General features: G+C 48.9%; 13 protein-coding genes. All 13 read left to right on the top strand.

Annotated features, from left to right (window positions below; genetic code table 11):
• The first annotated feature begins 5 nt into the window (after positions 1-5).
• Positions 6-191 (top strand): DUF5363 domain-containing protein, encoded by a 186-nt coding sequence (locus EDC45_RS05320; protein WP_133544222.1) that lies wholly within the window; start codon positions 6-8, stop codon positions 189-191.
• Between the two features lie 160 nt (positions 192-351).
• On the top strand, positions 352-1,872 hold the full coding sequence (locus EDC45_RS05315) for a carbon starvation CstA family protein (protein WP_133544220.1): 1,521 nt from the start codon (positions 352-354) through the stop codon (positions 1,870-1,872).
• Positions 1,873-2,127: 255 nt separating this feature from the next.
• Positions 2,128-3,633: a carbon starvation CstA family protein gene (locus EDC45_RS05310; protein ID WP_133544218.1), complete on the top strand. Its 1,506-nt coding sequence runs from the start codon at positions 2,128-2,130 to the stop codon at positions 3,631-3,633.
• A gap of 292 nt (positions 3,634-3,925) precedes the next feature.
• Positions 3,926-4,384, top strand: coding sequence for a division/cell wall cluster transcriptional repressor MraZ (gene mraZ / locus EDC45_RS05305; protein WP_133544216.1), 459 nt, complete (start codon positions 3,926-3,928; stop codon positions 4,382-4,384).
• 116 nt (positions 4,385-4,500) lie between these two features.
• Positions 4,501-5,469 carry a 16S rRNA (cytosine(1402)-N(4))-methyltransferase RsmH gene (gene rsmH / locus EDC45_RS05300; protein WP_133544214.1) on the top strand — a complete coding sequence of 323 codons (969 nt, stop codon included), beginning with the start codon at positions 4,501-4,503 and terminating at the stop codon, positions 5,467-5,469.
• An 11-nt stretch (positions 5,470-5,480) separates the two neighbouring features.
• Positions 5,481-5,801 (top strand): cell division protein FtsL, encoded by a 321-nt coding sequence (gene ftsL / locus EDC45_RS05295; protein WP_133544212.1) that lies wholly within the window; start codon positions 5,481-5,483, stop codon positions 5,799-5,801.
• A gap of 12 nt (positions 5,802-5,813) precedes the next feature.
• Positions 5,814-7,643, top strand: a complete 1,830-nt coding sequence (gene ftsI / locus EDC45_RS05290; protein WP_133544210.1) for a peptidoglycan glycosyltransferase FtsI — start codon at positions 5,814-5,816, stop codon at positions 7,641-7,643.
• Positions 7,644-7,658: 15 nt separating this feature from the next.
• Positions 7,659-9,122: a UDP-N-acetylmuramoyl-L-alanyl-D-glutamate--2,6-diaminopimelate ligase gene (gene murE / locus EDC45_RS05285; protein WP_133544208.1), complete on the top strand. Its 1,464-nt coding sequence runs from the start codon at positions 7,659-7,661 to the stop codon at positions 9,120-9,122.
• Between the two features lie 34 nt (positions 9,123-9,156).
• Entirely contained in the window at positions 9,157-10,554 is a 1,398-nt protein-coding gene (gene murF / locus EDC45_RS05280) for a UDP-N-acetylmuramoyl-tripeptide--D-alanyl-D-alanine ligase (RefSeq protein WP_133544206.1), read from the top strand.
• Complete coding sequence (gene mraY / locus EDC45_RS05275; RefSeq protein ID WP_133544204.1) at positions 10,548-11,630, top strand: phospho-N-acetylmuramoyl-pentapeptide-transferase; 1,083 nt, start codon at positions 10,548-10,550, stop codon at positions 11,628-11,630. The genes murF and mraY overlap by 7 nt, the downstream gene beginning before the upstream one ends.
• 3 nt (positions 11,631-11,633) lie before the next feature.
• Positions 11,634-12,950 carry a UDP-N-acetylmuramoyl-L-alanine--D-glutamate ligase gene (gene murD / locus EDC45_RS05270; protein ID WP_133544202.1) on the top strand — a complete coding sequence of 439 codons (1,317 nt, stop codon included), beginning with the start codon at positions 11,634-11,636 and terminating at the stop codon, positions 12,948-12,950.
• 22 nt (positions 12,951-12,972) lie between these two features.
• On the top strand, positions 12,973-14,163 hold the full coding sequence (ftsW, locus tag EDC45_RS05265; protein ID WP_133544200.1) for a putative lipid II flippase FtsW: 1,191 nt from the start codon (positions 12,973-12,975) through the stop codon (positions 14,161-14,163).
• 35 nt (positions 14,164-14,198) lie between these two features.
• On the top strand, positions 14,199-15,257 hold the full coding sequence (gene murG / locus EDC45_RS05260; protein ID WP_133544198.1) for an undecaprenyldiphospho-muramoylpentapeptide beta-N-acetylglucosaminyltransferase: 1,059 nt from the start codon (positions 14,199-14,201) through the stop codon (positions 15,255-15,257).
• Positions 15,258-15,272: the final 15 nt, after the last annotated feature.

The raw sequence follows: 15,272 nt of genomic DNA, 5'->3' as shown, positions 1-15,272 counted from the left end.
TGCCTATGGCACAACGAGAAGAACATCCTCAAGGAAACAAAAAAGGTTTCTTTGCCGGCTTAGTGGAGAAATATAACCGCCTGTGCAACGAACTGGGCGTCGATCAGGGGGCGTGCCGCAGTTGTGTTCCGGTGGTGAAATTTGATCCCGAACAGCCGAAAGGGCAAGAACAGAAAACGGATAAGGACTAGGTCTTATCCGTTTGCCGCCACGGCGGCCGAATAGGGATATTGACTTAGGAAGCGCCATTAGTCCGGCGCACTCCGGGCGGAATGAATTCTGCCGTTCTGTTTATACGGGATAAGGAATATCCTCGCTTTTCATTCATTGTTATTTAAATAAGGATATTTTATGCAGTGGTTTATCTTTTGTGTTTCTCTTCTTATTGCCGGGTATTTTGTGTACGGCAAAATCGTCGAAAAAGTCTTTGTGATTAACCCTCAGCGCGAAACGCCGGCTTACAGTATGAACGACGGGGTAGATTATATCCCGATGTCGAAGAAAAAAATCTGGTTGATTCAGTTACTCAATATTGCCGGTACCGGGCCGATTTTCGGGCCGATTCTGGGCGCTTTATACGGGCCGGTGGCGATGCTTTGGATCGTATTCGGCTGTATTTTTGCCGGGGCGGTGCACGATTATTTCTGCGGTATGCTGAGTATCCGTAACGGCGGTGCCAGTATTCCCTTTTTGGCAGGCAAGTATCTCGGCCGTCCGGCTAAACATTTTATGAATGTGCTGGCCTTGTTATTGCTGTTGTTGGTAGGGGTGGTATTCGTTGCCAGTCCCGCTTCGCTACTGACCAATATTAGTACCGAATTGCTGGGTTCGGGCAGTCTGGGCGCCGGTGCGGTAAGCGAAGAAAGCACGGCGTCGGGCGGTAATTTGCTGATTTTTTGGACCGCGCTGATTTTTTTGTATTACATTGTGGCGACATTGGTGCCCATAGATAAAATTATCGGTCGTATCTATCCGGTTTTCGGCGCCTTATTATTGTTTATGACCTTTGGTATGCTGTTCGGCTTATTTTTTCAAGGAATCCCATTTTTCCGAACCCTTGGTACGGATATAGGCATTGCGGATTTCTTTACCAATATGCACCCGACGGAAGCACCGATCTGGCCGTTACTCTTTATTACCATTGCCTGCGGAGCCATTTCCGGTTTCCACGCCACTCAGTCGCCCTTAATGGCGCGCTGTACCGAAAATGAAAAAGAGGGGCGCTTTATTTTCTACGGCGCCATGATCGGAGAAGGGGTGATCGCCTTGATCTGGTGTATGGTCGGTTTGAGCTTTTATCAGGATCAAAGTTTGCTGAGCGAAGCGATTAAGTTGGGTACGCCGTCGAAGGTGGTGTATGATTCCGCCATTGGTATGCTGGGGCTGTTCGGCGGCATTCTGGCGGTTCTGGGGGTAGTGATTTTGCCTATTACCTCGGGTGATACCGCATTTCGTGCCGCCCGTTTGCTGATTGCCGATTTCTTCGGCTATGATCAACGCAACCTGGCTAAACGTTTAACTATCGCCTTACCCTTGTTTGCCATTGGCTTTTGGGTTTCAACGGTGGATTTCTCCGTATTATGGCGCTATTTCGGCTGGGCGAATCAGACCACGGCGATGATGATGTTGTGGACGGCGGCGGCCTACCTGTACCGGAATAATAAATTCCATTGGATATGCACTTTGCCGGCATTGTTTATGACATCGGTCTGCACCACTTTTCTGGCCCATGCGCCCATCGGCTTCGGGTTGGATTATCAGACGGCGGTTATGGTGGGCCTGATATTTACCCTTTGTGCCCATATGGCATTCTTCATTCTGATAAAGCCTAAAACCTTAGAACAGAATCAGAATATTAAAAAACTTGAGTGATTTTGACCGCTCTTTGCACAGGGCGGATAAAGGGCGGGAACAGTTACTGATACGCTGTTACCCGCTTTTTTATGCTTCCTTCCGAATAGAATAAGAGGGAATAAAGTGTGAGAGAATTCACAAATTATCATTTTATTCCTATTTATAATCACTGAATCGTTTACTTTATCCCAATAACCCCATAAAATGCCGCCAGTTTTCGGTACTGGCATTTATTTGTCGGGATTTTTCATTTCTTTTTTTGAAGGATAGCCTATGCAGTGGTTTATTTTTTGTGTGTTACTTTTGATTGCCGGATATTTTGTATACGGCAAGATTATTGAAAAAATCTTCGTAATTAATCCTCAGCGCGCGACTCCGGCCTATAGCATGGGCGACGGTGTGGATTATATTCCGATGTCGAAGAAAAAAATCTGGCTGATTCAGTTACTGAATATTGCCGGTACCGGGCCGATTTTCGGGCCTATTCTAGGGGCTTTATACGGGCCGGTGGCGATGCTTTGGATCGTACTCGGTTGTATTTTTGCCGGCGCGGTGCATGATTATTTCTGCGGTATGTTGAGTATCCGTAACGGCGGTGCCAATATTCCGTTCCTGGCGGGTAAATATCTCGGACGTCCGGCCAAACATTTTATGAATATTCTGGCCCTGTTACTGTTGTTGTTGGTGGGCGTGGTATTCGTTGCCAGTCCGGCTTCCCTGCTGACCAATATTACCAGTGATTTACTCAACTCCGGTACTGTGGGTGCCGCAGCAGTGAATGACGAAGCGGGCGCAAAAAGCGGAACTATTCTGACCGTGTGGACCGCAGTGATTTTTATCTATTATATTCTGGCCACCTTGGTGCCGATCGATAAAATTATCGGCCGTATTTATCCGATTTTCGGCGCCTTATTGTTGTTTATGACCTGCGGTATGTTATTCGGCCTGTTCTTTGAAGGTATTCCGTTCTTCAGAACCGTAGGAACAGATATCGGTATTATGGATTTCTTCACCAATATGGATAAGAACGATACGCCGATTTGGCCGTTGCTGTTTATTACCATTGCCTGTGGTGCGATTTCCGGTTTCCATGCCACTCAGTCGCCGTTGATGGCTCGTTGTACCGAAAATGAAAAAGAGGGTCGTTTTATTTTCTACGGCGCCATGATCGGAGAAGGGGTCATTGCACTGATCTGGTGTATGGTGGGTTTAAGCTTCTATGATGATCAGGGAACTTTACTTGAAGCGATTAAGAGCGGAACCCCTTCAAAAGTGGTTTATGATTCCGCAATAGGTATGCTTGGTCTGTTCGGTGGTATTTTGGCGGTTCTGGGCGTAGTGGTTCTACCTATTACTTCCGGTGATACCGCTTTCCGTGCCGCACGTTTGCTGATTGCCGATTTCTTCAGCTATGATCAGCGTAACCTGCTCAAACGTTTGGTGATTGCACTTCCGTTATTCGCCGTCGGTTTCTGGGTTTCTACCATAGATTTCTCCGTATTATGGCGCTATTTCGGTTGGGCCAACCAGACTACCGCTATGGTAATGTTATGGACTGCCGCCGCTTACCTGTATCTGCATAAAAAATTCCACTGGGTCTGCACATTGCCGGCAATTTTTATGACCATGGTTTGTGCCACCTTCTTGGCTTATGCGCCTATCGGTTTCGGTCTGGACTATCAGATTGCGGTTTGGGTCGGTATGGCTATTACTCTGGTTGCTGTGGTTGCCTTCTTTGCGCTGTTAAAGCCGAAAGATGAGGTAGCGCAGGACGACTAATATAAAAAAAATCCTGTGATTTTCGACCGCACTTTTGCTTTTCGTTCTTGATGCGAAAAGATTAAAGTGCGGTCTTTTTTTATTATTTTTTATCTTATTTTATTTTTTCCTGTGAAGATTTTGTTTCCGCCCCTTTCTCTCCTGTTTTTACCGATAAATCTCTTGCAACTTTAGCTCACAAATAATAAACTTAGCGGAAAAGTGGCGAATTGTGGCGTTTTGTGGTGAATAATAGAAAGACGCCGTGATTTCTGCCTGAAATCGGTTTCCATCAAGCTTAAAAAGGAATCTTATGTTTCGCGGGGCTCAGGCGGTCAATCTTGATTCTAAAGGGAGAATTGCAATCCCCACCCGCTATCGCCCGGAGATCTTAACCGAAAATCAGGGACAGATGGTTTGTACCGTCGATATTCGCCAGCCTTGTCTGTTGCTTTATCCGCTCAAAGAATGGGAAATCATCGAGCAAAAGCTGCTCGCTTTATCGAATTTCGACCCCAAACAGCGCAGCCTGCAACGGGTGATGTTGGGGTATGCCACCGAATGCGAACTGGACGGCTCCGGTCGTATTCTGCTGAGTCCGGCACTGCGTCAGCATGCAAAACTGGAAAAGAATATTATGTTGGTGGGCCAACTGAATAAATTCGAAATCTGGTCCGATGCGGAATGGCAGGCGCAGATCGAACAGGATATGGCGTTAGGCTCAAGCGCCGAGTTCGCTTCATCAGAAGAATTAAAAATGCTGTCATTATAAGAGAGTCTTTCTTTTGCAAGAACAGCAGCACTAGCAGGGTAAGCGGTGTACAGGGTACACCGCATTATCTTATAAATTAGCTTTTTCCTTTTTATTTTCAGTTTTGAGTCTGTTTTATGCACGAACAAACAACTTTTTCCGCCGCCGGCCACCTTACCGTATTATTACATGAAGCGGTAGAAGGCTTGGCATTGAAAGAAGACGGTATCTATATCGACGGGACTTTCGGGCGCGGCGGACATTCGCGTTTGATTCTGTCTCTTTTGGGAAAAAACGGACGTTTAATCGCCTTTGATCGTGATCCGCAGGCAATTGCCGAGGCGCAAAGCATTCAGGATCCCCGCTTCAGTATTATTCACGCCAGTTTCTCTTCTCTGCCGGATATCTGCGAAGATTTGGGTTTGATCGGTAAAATCGACGGGATATTACTCGATCTCGGCGTATCTTCGCCGCAACTTGACGATGCCCAACGGGGATTCAGCTTTATGAAAGACGGACCGCTGGATATGCGCATGGACAGCTCGAAAGGATTGTCCGCCGCCCAATGGCTGCAACAGGTATCGGAAGCGGATTTAACCTGGGTTTTAAAAGAATTCGGCGAAGAACGTTTTGCCGCCAGAATTGCCCGCGCCATTGTCGCTTATAATAAGGCTGCGGCGGCAGGCGAGCATCCGCCGTTGACCCGCACCTTAGCGCTGGCGGAACTGATTGCACGCAGCATTCCCTTTAAAGATAAGCACAAACATCCCGCTACCCGCAGTTTCCAGGCGATTCGTATTTTTATTAATGCCGAGTTGGAAGAACTGGAAGGGGTGCTAAAGGGCGCATTAAAGGTATTGGCGCCGCAGGGACGGCTATCTGTTATCAGCTTCCATTCTTTGGAAGATCGTATGGTGAAACAGTTTATCCGCAAACAAAGCCAAGGCGAGGCGCTCCCGAAAGGGTTACCGCTGCGCGAGGATCAGATTCAGCGTAATCAAACCCTGAAAAGCATCGGCAAAGCCATTCGTGCCGGTGAACGGGAAACGGCGATAAATCCTCGCGCGCGCAGTGCGGTGCTGAGAGTGGCGCAGAGAATCGGTTAGGGGAAAGGAATATGTTATTTAATAGCGAAAGATATCCCTTACAACACATTGTTATTGAGGATTTGTTCAGTACCAATAAGTTGGCTTTGGTGCTGCTCTTTTCCATTGTGCTGACCGGAATAGGAACGGTCTGGATGACCCATAAAACCCGTGCTTTAGTTTCTGAAAAAGGCGAGCTGACCTTTGAAAAGCAGGCGCTGGAAAACGAATTTCTAAATTTAAAACTGGAAGAAACGACACAAAGCGATAATACCCGGATTGAAGCTATTGCGACGGTCAAACTGGGCATGAAACATGTTGAAAGCGATCAGGAAGTCGTGATTTTGGAATAGGGACGATTTGTTATGGTTAAATTCAATTCATCCAAAAAACCGATAAAACCGAAGCCCGCGGTAAAAAGACTCGGGGTGGCGGAAAAATCGGTTAAAGCGAAAGTTTGCTATAAAAACAGTTTTCTGAAAGGCCGCTACCGCTGGGCGGTTACCTTTATTTTTCTCGGTCTGTTCACCCTGATGGCCGGTGCCGCCTATGTACAGATTATCAATGTGGAAACCCTGAGCAACGAGGCGGATAAGCGTTCGCTGCGCACTCAGGAAATTCAGTCCATTCGCGGTTCCATTCTGGATCGTAACGGTCAGTTGCTTTCGGTTAGCGTCCCTATGCATTCCGTGATCGCCGATCCTATGCTGATTTTGAAAGAAAACGGGCTACAGGATAAAGAGCGTTGGAAAGCGCTTGCCGAGGCCTTGGGACTCAGCTACAAGGATTTGGTGAAGCGGATAGAGAAGAATCCTAAATCCCGCTTTGAATATCTTGCCCGTCAGGTTACGCCGACGGTGGCGGACTATGTGAAAAAATTAAAAATCGGCGGTATCGTACTGAAAAACGATGCGCGCCGTTTTTATCCGCGCGGGGAAGAAACCGCCCATTTACTCGGTTTTACCGATATTGACAATACCGGGATTGAGGGGATTGAAAAAAGCTTTAACACCCTATTGGTCGGAAAGCCGGGATCCCGCACTTACCGTAAGGATAAATACGGTAATATCGTAGAAGATATTGCGGATATTAAAAAATATGATGCTCATGACGTAACCCTGAGTATAGATGCGAAACTGCAATCTATGGTTTATCGCGAAATTAAAAAAGCGGTGGAAGACAACAAAGCGCAATCGGGAACGGCGATTTTAGTGGATGTGCGTACCGGAGAAATTCTGGCGATGGCCAATGCTCCCTCCTATAATCCGAATAAACGCAAAGGGGTGCCGGAGGACGTGATGCGTAACCGAGCGGTTACCGATACCTTTGAACCGGGTTCCACCATTAAACCTTTTGTCGTGCTGACGGCCTTACAGCGTGGTGCGGTACGACGCAACGAAATTATTAATACCGGGCCTTTGGTATTGAACGGCCACGAAGTCAGAGACGTTGCCCCGCGCGCCCAGCAGACCCTAGATGAAATTCTGGAAAATTCCAGTAACCGCGGCGTAAGCCGGCTGGCGCTGAGAATGCCACCGAGCGCATTAATGGAAACATACCAGAGCGCCGGCTTGGGCAGAGCGACGGATTTGGGCTTAGGCGGGGAGCAGCTCGGTTATCTGAACCCGAATCGTAAACGCTGGTCCGATATCGAACGGGCCAATGTAGCCTATGGGTACGGGATTAACGCCACGCCTTTGCAAATCGTCAGGGCTTACGTTACTTTGGGCAGCTTTGGTATTTATCGTCCGCTGTCCGTGACCAAAGTTGATCCGCCGATTATCGGTAATCGTATCTTTTCTGAAAAAATTACCCGTGATGTGGTGAATATGATGGAGAAGGTCGCCATTAAAAACGGTCGCGCACTGGTGGACGGTTATCGGGTGGCGATTAAAACCGGAACGGCGAAGAAGTTGGAAAAAGGCCGTTATGTGGATAAATATATGGCTTATACCGCAGGTCTGGCGCCGGCCAGCGATCCGCGTTTTGCACTGGTGATCCTGATCGACGATCCGAAAGCCGGACAGTATTACGGCGGAGCGGTTTCCGCCCCGGTATTTTCTTCCATTATGAGCTACGCACTGCGCGCCAATAATATTACGCCGGATGGTGTCAGCGGCGATAAAACGGCAAAACGTACCGTCCGTCTGAATGCTAAGCCGGATGTTAAAGCGGCGGATAAACAAATTAATTAATAAAGAGAAAAAACTATGCGAAAATTGACCGCTCTTTTCGGGGAACGGCATTTATTAGAGCATATCCGAGTTGAGGATATGACTATGGACAGCCGCTGCGTAAAGGCCGGCTGTCTTTTCGTTGCCGTGAAGGGGCATAGCCGCGACGGGCGGCAATATATTGCACAGGCGATTGAAGCCGGCGCGGCGGCGGTTATCGCCGAATGCGACGAAGCGGAACAACATTTACAAGTCCGGCTTCAAAATGAAGTTCCGGTACTCTCTTATTTCCGCCTGGCTGAAAACCTGTCTCGTTTGGCCGGCGAGTTTTATGATTCGCCCAGTGATAAACTGCGTTTGGTCGGGGTAACGGGAACCAACGGTAAAACGACGGTATCCCAGTTGTTGGCCCAATGGTCGACCCTGCTCGGGCATAAATCCGCCGTAATGGGAACCATAGGTAACGGTTTATTGGGTGAAGTGAAAGCGGCGGAGAATACCACCGCTTCCGCCGTAGAAATTCAATCTTCGTTGAGCCGTTTTGTTTGTAGCGGAGCGGATTTCGCCGCTATTGAGGTATCTTCTCACGGATTGGTGCAGCACCGGGTGGAAGCGCTGCATTTTGCCGCAGGGATTTTTACCAACCTGAGCCGTGATCATCTGGATTACCACCACAGCATGGAAAACTATGCCGCTGCTAAAAAACGTCTGTTTGCGGAGTTGGACTGCGCCTGTAAGATCATCAATGCGGATGATGAGATCGGTTGTCGTTGGTTAAGGGAATTTCCCGATGCGGTAGCGGTCAGCAGCCGGGCGGAATTTAAGCCAGCTAATCAGCGTTGGTTGCAGGCGAAGGCTGTTCGCTTTAGCGAGCGGGGAGCGCTTATTGAGTTTGATTCCTCCTGGGGACAGGGGCATTTGCAGAGCAGCTTAATCGGCGCCTTTAACGTGAGTAATTTATTGCTGGCACTGGCCACCTTGTTGGCGTTGGGTTATGAGTTATCGGCTTTGATCCGAACGGCAGCGCATCTGCAAGGGGTTTGCGGGCGCATGGAAAGAATTGCCTCCTCGCAGGGGCCGACGGTAATAGTGGATTATGCGCATACGCCGGATGCGTTGGAAAAAGCGCTACAGGCAGCGCGTTTACATTGCCGTTCCGCATTATGGTGCCTATTCGGCTGCGGCGGCGATCGGGATCGCGGCAAGCGTCCGCTGATGGCGGAGATCGCCGAAAAGCTGGCGGATCATGTGATAACTACCGACGATAACCCGCGTACAGAGGATCCGAAAGGGATTATGGCGGATATTTGCGCCGGTTTTTCCGCCCCGGAAAAAGTAACAGTTGTTCATCAGCGCGAACAGGCTATTAAAACCGCCATTGAAAGTGCGGCTGCTGGCGATGTGATTTTAATCGCCGGAAAAGGTCATGAAGACTATCAGATTATCGGCACGGAAAAACAGCATTTTTCCGATCAGGAATGTGCCGCAAAATACTTATAACCGAACGGGCAACGTCCGTTCCGCGGATAGCAGAATGATTAAATTAAACATCGCCCAAGTGGCGGAAATTTTAGGCGCAACCCTGGTCGGAAGCGCCGATGTCGAAGTTGAAAATATCAGTACAGATACTCGGCAGAAGGTTGAAAAGGGGTTATTTTTTGCCCTGAAAGGGGAGAATTTCGATGGCCATGATTATGTTTGTGCAGCGGCCGCCGCAGGTTGTTGCGCCTTAGTGGTTCAGCAGGCTTGCGATATTGCGTTGCCTCAGATTATCGTTAAAGATACCCGTTTGGCACTGGGACAACTGGCCCATTGGCTGCGTCGGGAAATTAATCCGCTCACCGTAGCCATAACGGGTTCTTCCGGAAAAACCACGGTCAAAGAAATGACCGCGGCGATTTTGCAGCATACTGCACAGGATCCGTCGCAGGTACTCTTTACCCAGGGCAATTTTAATAATGATATCGGCGTTCCTCTGACATTACTGCGCCTGAACCCGGCGCATCGCTTTGCGGTGATTGAACTGGGCGCCAATCATCAGGGGGAGATCGCCTATAGCACGGATTTGGTGCAGCCGAATGTTGCGCTGGTGAATAATGTGGCGCCCGCACATCTGGAAGGTTTTGGCAGTATTGAAGGCGTCGCCAGGGCGAAAGGCGAAATTTACCGCGGTTTGCCGCCGGACGGAATTGCTCTGATTAATTTGGATTGCCATTATTTGCCGAATACGGGAAATACCGGTTGGGGAAAAGAAATTGACGGGCGTAAGGTATGCTCCTTCTCCGCCCATAATCCTAAGGCGGATTATTATGCCCGAGAGGTGAAGATTAGCGAAAACGGCGCAACTTTTATTTTACATAGCCCTGCGGGGGAAACCCTAATTGAGCTGCCTTATTTGGGCGCGCATAATGTCAGTAACGCACTGGCCGCCGCCGCACTGGCCATGAGCGTCGGCGCTTCTTTAGCGGAGGTTAAAGGGGGACTGGAACATAAAACTCAGGTGAAGGGACGCCTGTTTCCCATTCGTCCTTGCCGGAATTTATTGTTACTGGATGATACCTATAATGCCAATGTGGATTCGCTAAAATCCGCCATCAGCGTATTACGTCAATATAAAGCTTTCCGGATTTTAGTGGTGGGCGATATGGCGGAGTTGGGCGAGAATAGCCGCAGCTGCCATCAACAGGTAGCTGAGTTTGCCCAACAGGCTCAATTGGATCTGGTGGCCAGTTTCGGACGCAAAAGCGCACCTATCGCTATGGCCTGTCGCGGTATTCATTTTACCGATAAAGTCGGAATGGCCGCCTACCTGAGTGATGTAATCAAAGAGAAATTAGATAATAATCAGCGCGTGGTGTTATTGGCTAAGGGATCACGCAGCATGAAGATGGAACAAGTCATAGAAATATTAAAGGATAATTTTGTATGTTAGTCTGGCTGGCTGAATTTTTAGAACGCTATTACAGCAGTTTTCATGTGATTTCTTACCTTTCGGTCAGAGCCGTACTGGCTTTGCTGACCGCACTTGTGGTTTCCCTGTTAATCGGGCCTAAGGTGATTCGCCGCTTGCAGTTATTGAAATTTGGTCAGGAAGTGCGTAATGACGGGCCGGAAAGTCATTTCAGCAAACGGGGTACGCCAACTATGGGCGGGGTGATGATCCTGTTTTCCATTACTCTCAGCACCTTGTTATGGGGCAATTTAGCCAATCCCTATATCTGGTTCAGTCTGTTTGTATTGCTGGGATACGGCGCCATAGGTTTTGTAGACGATTATCGCAAGATTACGCGTAAAAATACCGACGGCTTAGTGGCGCGTTGGAAATATTTCTGGCTTTCCCTGGTGGCATTGATTGCCGTATTCGGTATGTATGCAGTAGGAAAAGATACGGAAGCTACCAAACTGGTAGTGCCTTTTTTCAAAGATATTATGCCGCAGCTCGGGCTGTTTTATATTATTCTGGCTTATTTTGTCATTGTAGGAACCAGTAATGCGGTGAATTTGACCGACGGCTTGGACGGTCTGGCGATTATGCCCACGGTTTTCGTCGCCGGAGCCTTTGCGCTTATCGCCTGGGCAACGGGAAATATTGAAATTTCCAAATATCTGTATATTCCTTACATAAAATTCAGTTCGGAGCTGGTGGTATTCTGCACCGCCATTGTGGGCGCCGGTCTGGGTTTTCTTTGGTTTAATACCTATCCGGCGCAGGTGTTTATGGGCGATGTGGGCTCTTTGGCACTGGGCGGCGCATTAGGCACCGTTGCGGTATTGGTGCGGCAGGAATTTCTGTTGGTGATTATGGGCGGCGTGTTTGTAATGGAAACGGTTTCCGTGATCTTACAGGTCGGTTCCTATAAATTACGCAAGAAGCGTATCTTTAAAATGGCGCCGATCCATCACCATTACGAATTGAAAGGCTGGCCGGAACCGCGCGTAATAATCCGTTTCTGGATTATTTCCCTGATGCTCGTTCTGCTGGGATTGGTAACTTTAAAGCTCAGATAAGGAATGATTATGCGCTATCAAGGCAAAAAGGTAACTGTTATAGGTTTGGGTAAAACCGGTTTATCCTGTGTTGATTTTTTGCGTGCGCAAGGCGCCGAGGTTTACGTGATGGACACGCGCCCGCAACCGGCCGGCGCGGAAGCCTTGGCAAAGGATATTCCCATTTACAAGGGCGGGTTAAACCAAGACTGGTTGTTAAACAGCGATCTTATCGTCAGCAGTCCGGGAGTCGCTTTAAAAACCGAGCAAATTCAGACCGCACTGCAGGCGGGCATTGAGGTTATCGGCGATATCGAATTATTTTGTCGTGAGGCGGATAAGCCGATAGTGGCGATTACCGGCTCGAACGGAAAGAGTACGGTAACTACGCTGGTTGCGGAAATGGCGAAAGCTGCGGGCTTAAAGGTCGGTATGGGCGGCAATATAGGTATTCCCGCCTTATCGCTACTTAATCGGCCGGCGGATCTTTATGTGCTGGAGTTGTCCAGTTTTCAGTTAGAAACAACCTACGGTTTGCGAGCCACGGCGGCTACGGTACTGAATATTTCGGAAGATCATATGAACCGTTACAAAGATTTGGAGGAATACCGTCAGGCGAAGTTAAAAATCTATCATGGCTGCGGCACGGCGATTGTAAATGCCGAAGACCGCCTCAGTCGAGAAGAGGGCTTGTGCAGCGCCGCACGGGAATACAGCTTCGGCGGATCTGAGGGGGATTATTGTCTGAGCCGGCAACAAGGAAAACTTTGCTTAATGGCAAGGGGCGAAGTGATTTTGCCTTGCGACGAAATAAAACTGGTGGGGCGCCATAATTATATGAATGCCTTGGCGGCCATTGCACTGGCACAGGCTGCGGGCGTAAATATGGAAGGGATTCGCGCCGCATTGCGCAGTTTCGCCGGCTTGGAGCATCGTTTCCAGTTGGTGCATTTCTCCCGCGGCGTACGTTGGGTGAATGATTCTAAAGCTACCAATGTCGGCAGTACCGTTGCGGCATTGAACGGATTACAGACCGAGGGCAATTTATACTTGTTGCTCGGCGGCGATGGAAAAGGTGCGGATTTTTCCGAATTGAGCGGGTTAATTAATAAACCGAACATTTATTGTTATTGTTTCGGTCGGGACGGGCAGCAATTGGCACGTTTGTCCGCTCAAAGCCGATTATTTGAAACCATGGCGCAGGCGATTGAAAGTCTGCGCCCGCATTTGCGTCAGGGCGATATGGTGTTGTTATCGCCGGCTTGCGCAAGCTTGGATCAGTTCGATAGTTTTGAACAGCGCGGGCAGGAATTTACCCGTCTGGCTAAATTAGCGGGCTGAACGGAATTAACGGGTTGCATACATGGATTTTTTAACGAGTATTAAAGAGAATTACCGACGCTGGGTTACTGTGGCGCCGAACAGCCTGCTATATGATCGCGCCTTATTGTGGTTGTTTATTCTGTTGTTGTTTATCGGTTTTATTATGGTAACCTCCGCCTCTATTCCGGTAGGAACAAGACTGTTTGACGACCCTTTCCATTTTGCCAAGCGAGATGCCTTATATCTGGTATTGTCTTTTTTCGCCTGTTATTTCTTTTTGCATATTCCCATGGATAAGTGGGAAAAATGGCATGTGCGCATTTTCTTTATTGCGATTATTTTATTGATTCTGGTGGCGATCCCCGGTATCGGGAAATCGGTAAACGGCGCCCGACGTTGGATTCCCATCGTTATATTTAACTTTCAGCCGGCGGAATTTGCCAAATTGGCGCTGATTTGTTTTTTATCCAGCTATTTTACCCGTCGTTACGATGAAGTGCGCAGCCGCAAACTTAGTGCGGCTAAACCTTTTATCGTGGTGGCCGTACTGGGCGTGTTTCTACTTATGCAGCCGGATTTGGGGAGTACCGTCGTACTCTTTGTGATTACCTTCGGGCTGCTGTTTATTGTCGGGGCGCATATTCTACAGTTTATCGGATTACTGGGTATCGGCGTATTCCTATTTGTATTTTTAGTTCTTTCCTCCGCTTATCGTCTGAAGCGTTTAACCGGCTTTATGGATCCTTTTCAAGACCCTTTCGGTACGGGATTTCAGCTTTCCAATTCCCTAATGGCATTTGGGCGCGGTGAATTCTGGGGTAGAGGATTAGGCAATTCGATTCTGAAGTTGGAATATTTGCCCGAAGCGCATACGGACTTTGTAATGGCTATTGTGGGCGAAGAGTTCGGTTTCGTGGGGATTATGATCATTATTTTGCTGCTCGGGTTACTGGTTTTTCGCGCCCTGAAAATCGGACGGGAGTCATTGCTGCTGGAACAGCGTTTTAAAGGTTTTTTTGCGTTCGGTATCGGATTTTGGATTTTTTTCCAGGGCTTTGTTAACCTGGGAATGTCGCTGGGCTTATTACCCACCAAAGGGCTGACTTTCCCGCTGATAAGTTACGGCGGCTCCAGTTTGGTGATTATGGCGGTAAGTATTGCCGTATTGTTGCGTATCGATCATGAGAATCGGCTGATGCGCGGCGGCCAAGCCCGGTTACGCGACGATTGAGGATATTTCCGTACGGATTGAATAAAGGATAAAAAGTGTCTGAACAACGAAAAAAATTATTAGTGATGGCGGGCGGAACCGGCGGCCATGTATTTCCTGCTATTGCGGTGGCGCAATATTTGCAGAAATTGGGTTGGGATATTTGCTGGCTCGGCACCCGAGATCGTATGGAGGCCCAGTTGGTGCCGAAATACGGTATTCCCATCGAATTTATCCGTATTTCCGGCTTACGCGGCAAGGGGATTAAAGCATTGCTAGGGGCGCCTTTCGCTATTTTGCGCGCCATTATCCAGGCACATGGGATTATTCGCCGTCAGCGGCCCGATGCGGTATTGGGAATGGGCGGATATGTTTCCGGCCCGGGCGGGGTTGCCGCCAAGCTTTGCGGCGTACCTGTGATTCTGCATGAACAGAATGCGGTGGCGGGGCTGACCAATGTGTGGTTGGCCAAAATTGCCACAAGGGTATTACAGGCATTTCCGAGCGCTTTTCCCGGTGCCGAAAGCGTAGGTAATCCGGTGCGCCGGGCATTATTCGAAATGCCGGATCCTGCGACTCGTTTTGCCGGACGGGAAGGGAAATTACGAGTATTGGTGGTTGGCGGTAGCCAGGGGGCGCGGGTATTGAACCAGTTGATGCCCGAGGTGGTAGCCCGCTTAGGCGATCGGTTGGAGGTGCGCCATCAGGTGGGCGCAGGTGCGGCGGATAGTATCAGCTCCCTTTATCCTGCGGGGGCGGATGTGAAAATTACCGAATTTATTGAGGATATGGCACAGGCTTATGCTTGGGCGGATATCGTAATTTGTCGCTCCGGCGCACTGACCGTATGCGAACTTGCCGCAGTTGGAACGCCGGCGATTTTTGTGCCTTTTCAGCATAAGGATCGTCAGCAATATTTGAATGCCAGATATTTGGCTGATGCCGGTGCGGCGGAGATTGTGGAACAAAAAGATCTTGGTGCGGAGGTAATTGTAAAATTACTCGAAGGGCTGGATCGCGACAAATTATTAACTATGGCCCTTAAGGCGAAGCAAATGTCCGCCCCGCAGGCGGCACAACGCGTTGCCGAAGTAATAATTGAGAATGCCAATTAAGGGTGCTACAGCGCA

The organism is Mesocricetibacter intestinalis, from assembly GCF_004363295.1.
GTDB lineage: Bacteria > Pseudomonadota > Gammaproteobacteria > Enterobacterales > Pasteurellaceae > Mesocricetibacter > Mesocricetibacter intestinalis.
The sequence above is the reverse complement of the archived record's forward strand: the minus strand, read 5'-3'. Positions and strand labels throughout refer to the sequence as shown.

Bases quoted from the DNA above. Each gene is read 5' to 3' on its own strand.
- ftsW (WP_133544200.1), top strand. From the start codon at position 12,973: ATGGATTTTTTAACGAGTATTAAAGAGAATTACCGACGCTGGGTTACT.
- murF (WP_133544206.1), top strand. From the start codon at position 9,157: ATGATTAAATTAAACATCGCCCAAGTGGCGGAAATTTTAGGCGCAACC.
- EDC45_RS05320 (WP_133544222.1), top strand. From the start codon at position 6: ATGGCACAACGAGAAGAACATCCTCAAGGAAACAAAAAAGGTTTCTTT.
- ftsL (WP_133544212.1), top strand. From the start codon at position 5,481: ATGTTATTTAATAGCGAAAGATATCCCTTACAACACATTGTTATTGAG.
- mraZ (WP_133544216.1), top strand. From the start codon at position 3,926: ATGTTTCGCGGGGCTCAGGCGGTCAATCTTGATTCTAAAGGGAGAATT.
- mraY (WP_133544204.1), top strand. From the start codon at position 10,548: ATGTTAGTCTGGCTGGCTGAATTTTTAGAACGCTATTACAGCAGTTTT.
- rsmH (WP_133544214.1), top strand. From the start codon at position 4,501: ATGCACGAACAAACAACTTTTTCCGCCGCCGGCCACCTTACCGTATTA.
- murE (WP_133544208.1), top strand. From the start codon at position 7,659: ATGCGAAAATTGACCGCTCTTTTCGGGGAACGGCATTTATTAGAGCAT.
- murD (WP_133544202.1), top strand. From the start codon at position 11,634: ATGATTATGCGCTATCAAGGCAAAAAGGTAACTGTTATAGGTTTGGGT.
- EDC45_RS05315 (WP_133544220.1), top strand. From the start codon at position 352: ATGCAGTGGTTTATCTTTTGTGTTTCTCTTCTTATTGCCGGGTATTTT.
- EDC45_RS05310 (WP_133544218.1), top strand. From the start codon at position 2,128: ATGCAGTGGTTTATTTTTTGTGTGTTACTTTTGATTGCCGGATATTTT.
- ftsI (WP_133544210.1), top strand. From the start codon at position 5,814: ATGGTTAAATTCAATTCATCCAAAAAACCGATAAAACCGAAGCCCGCG.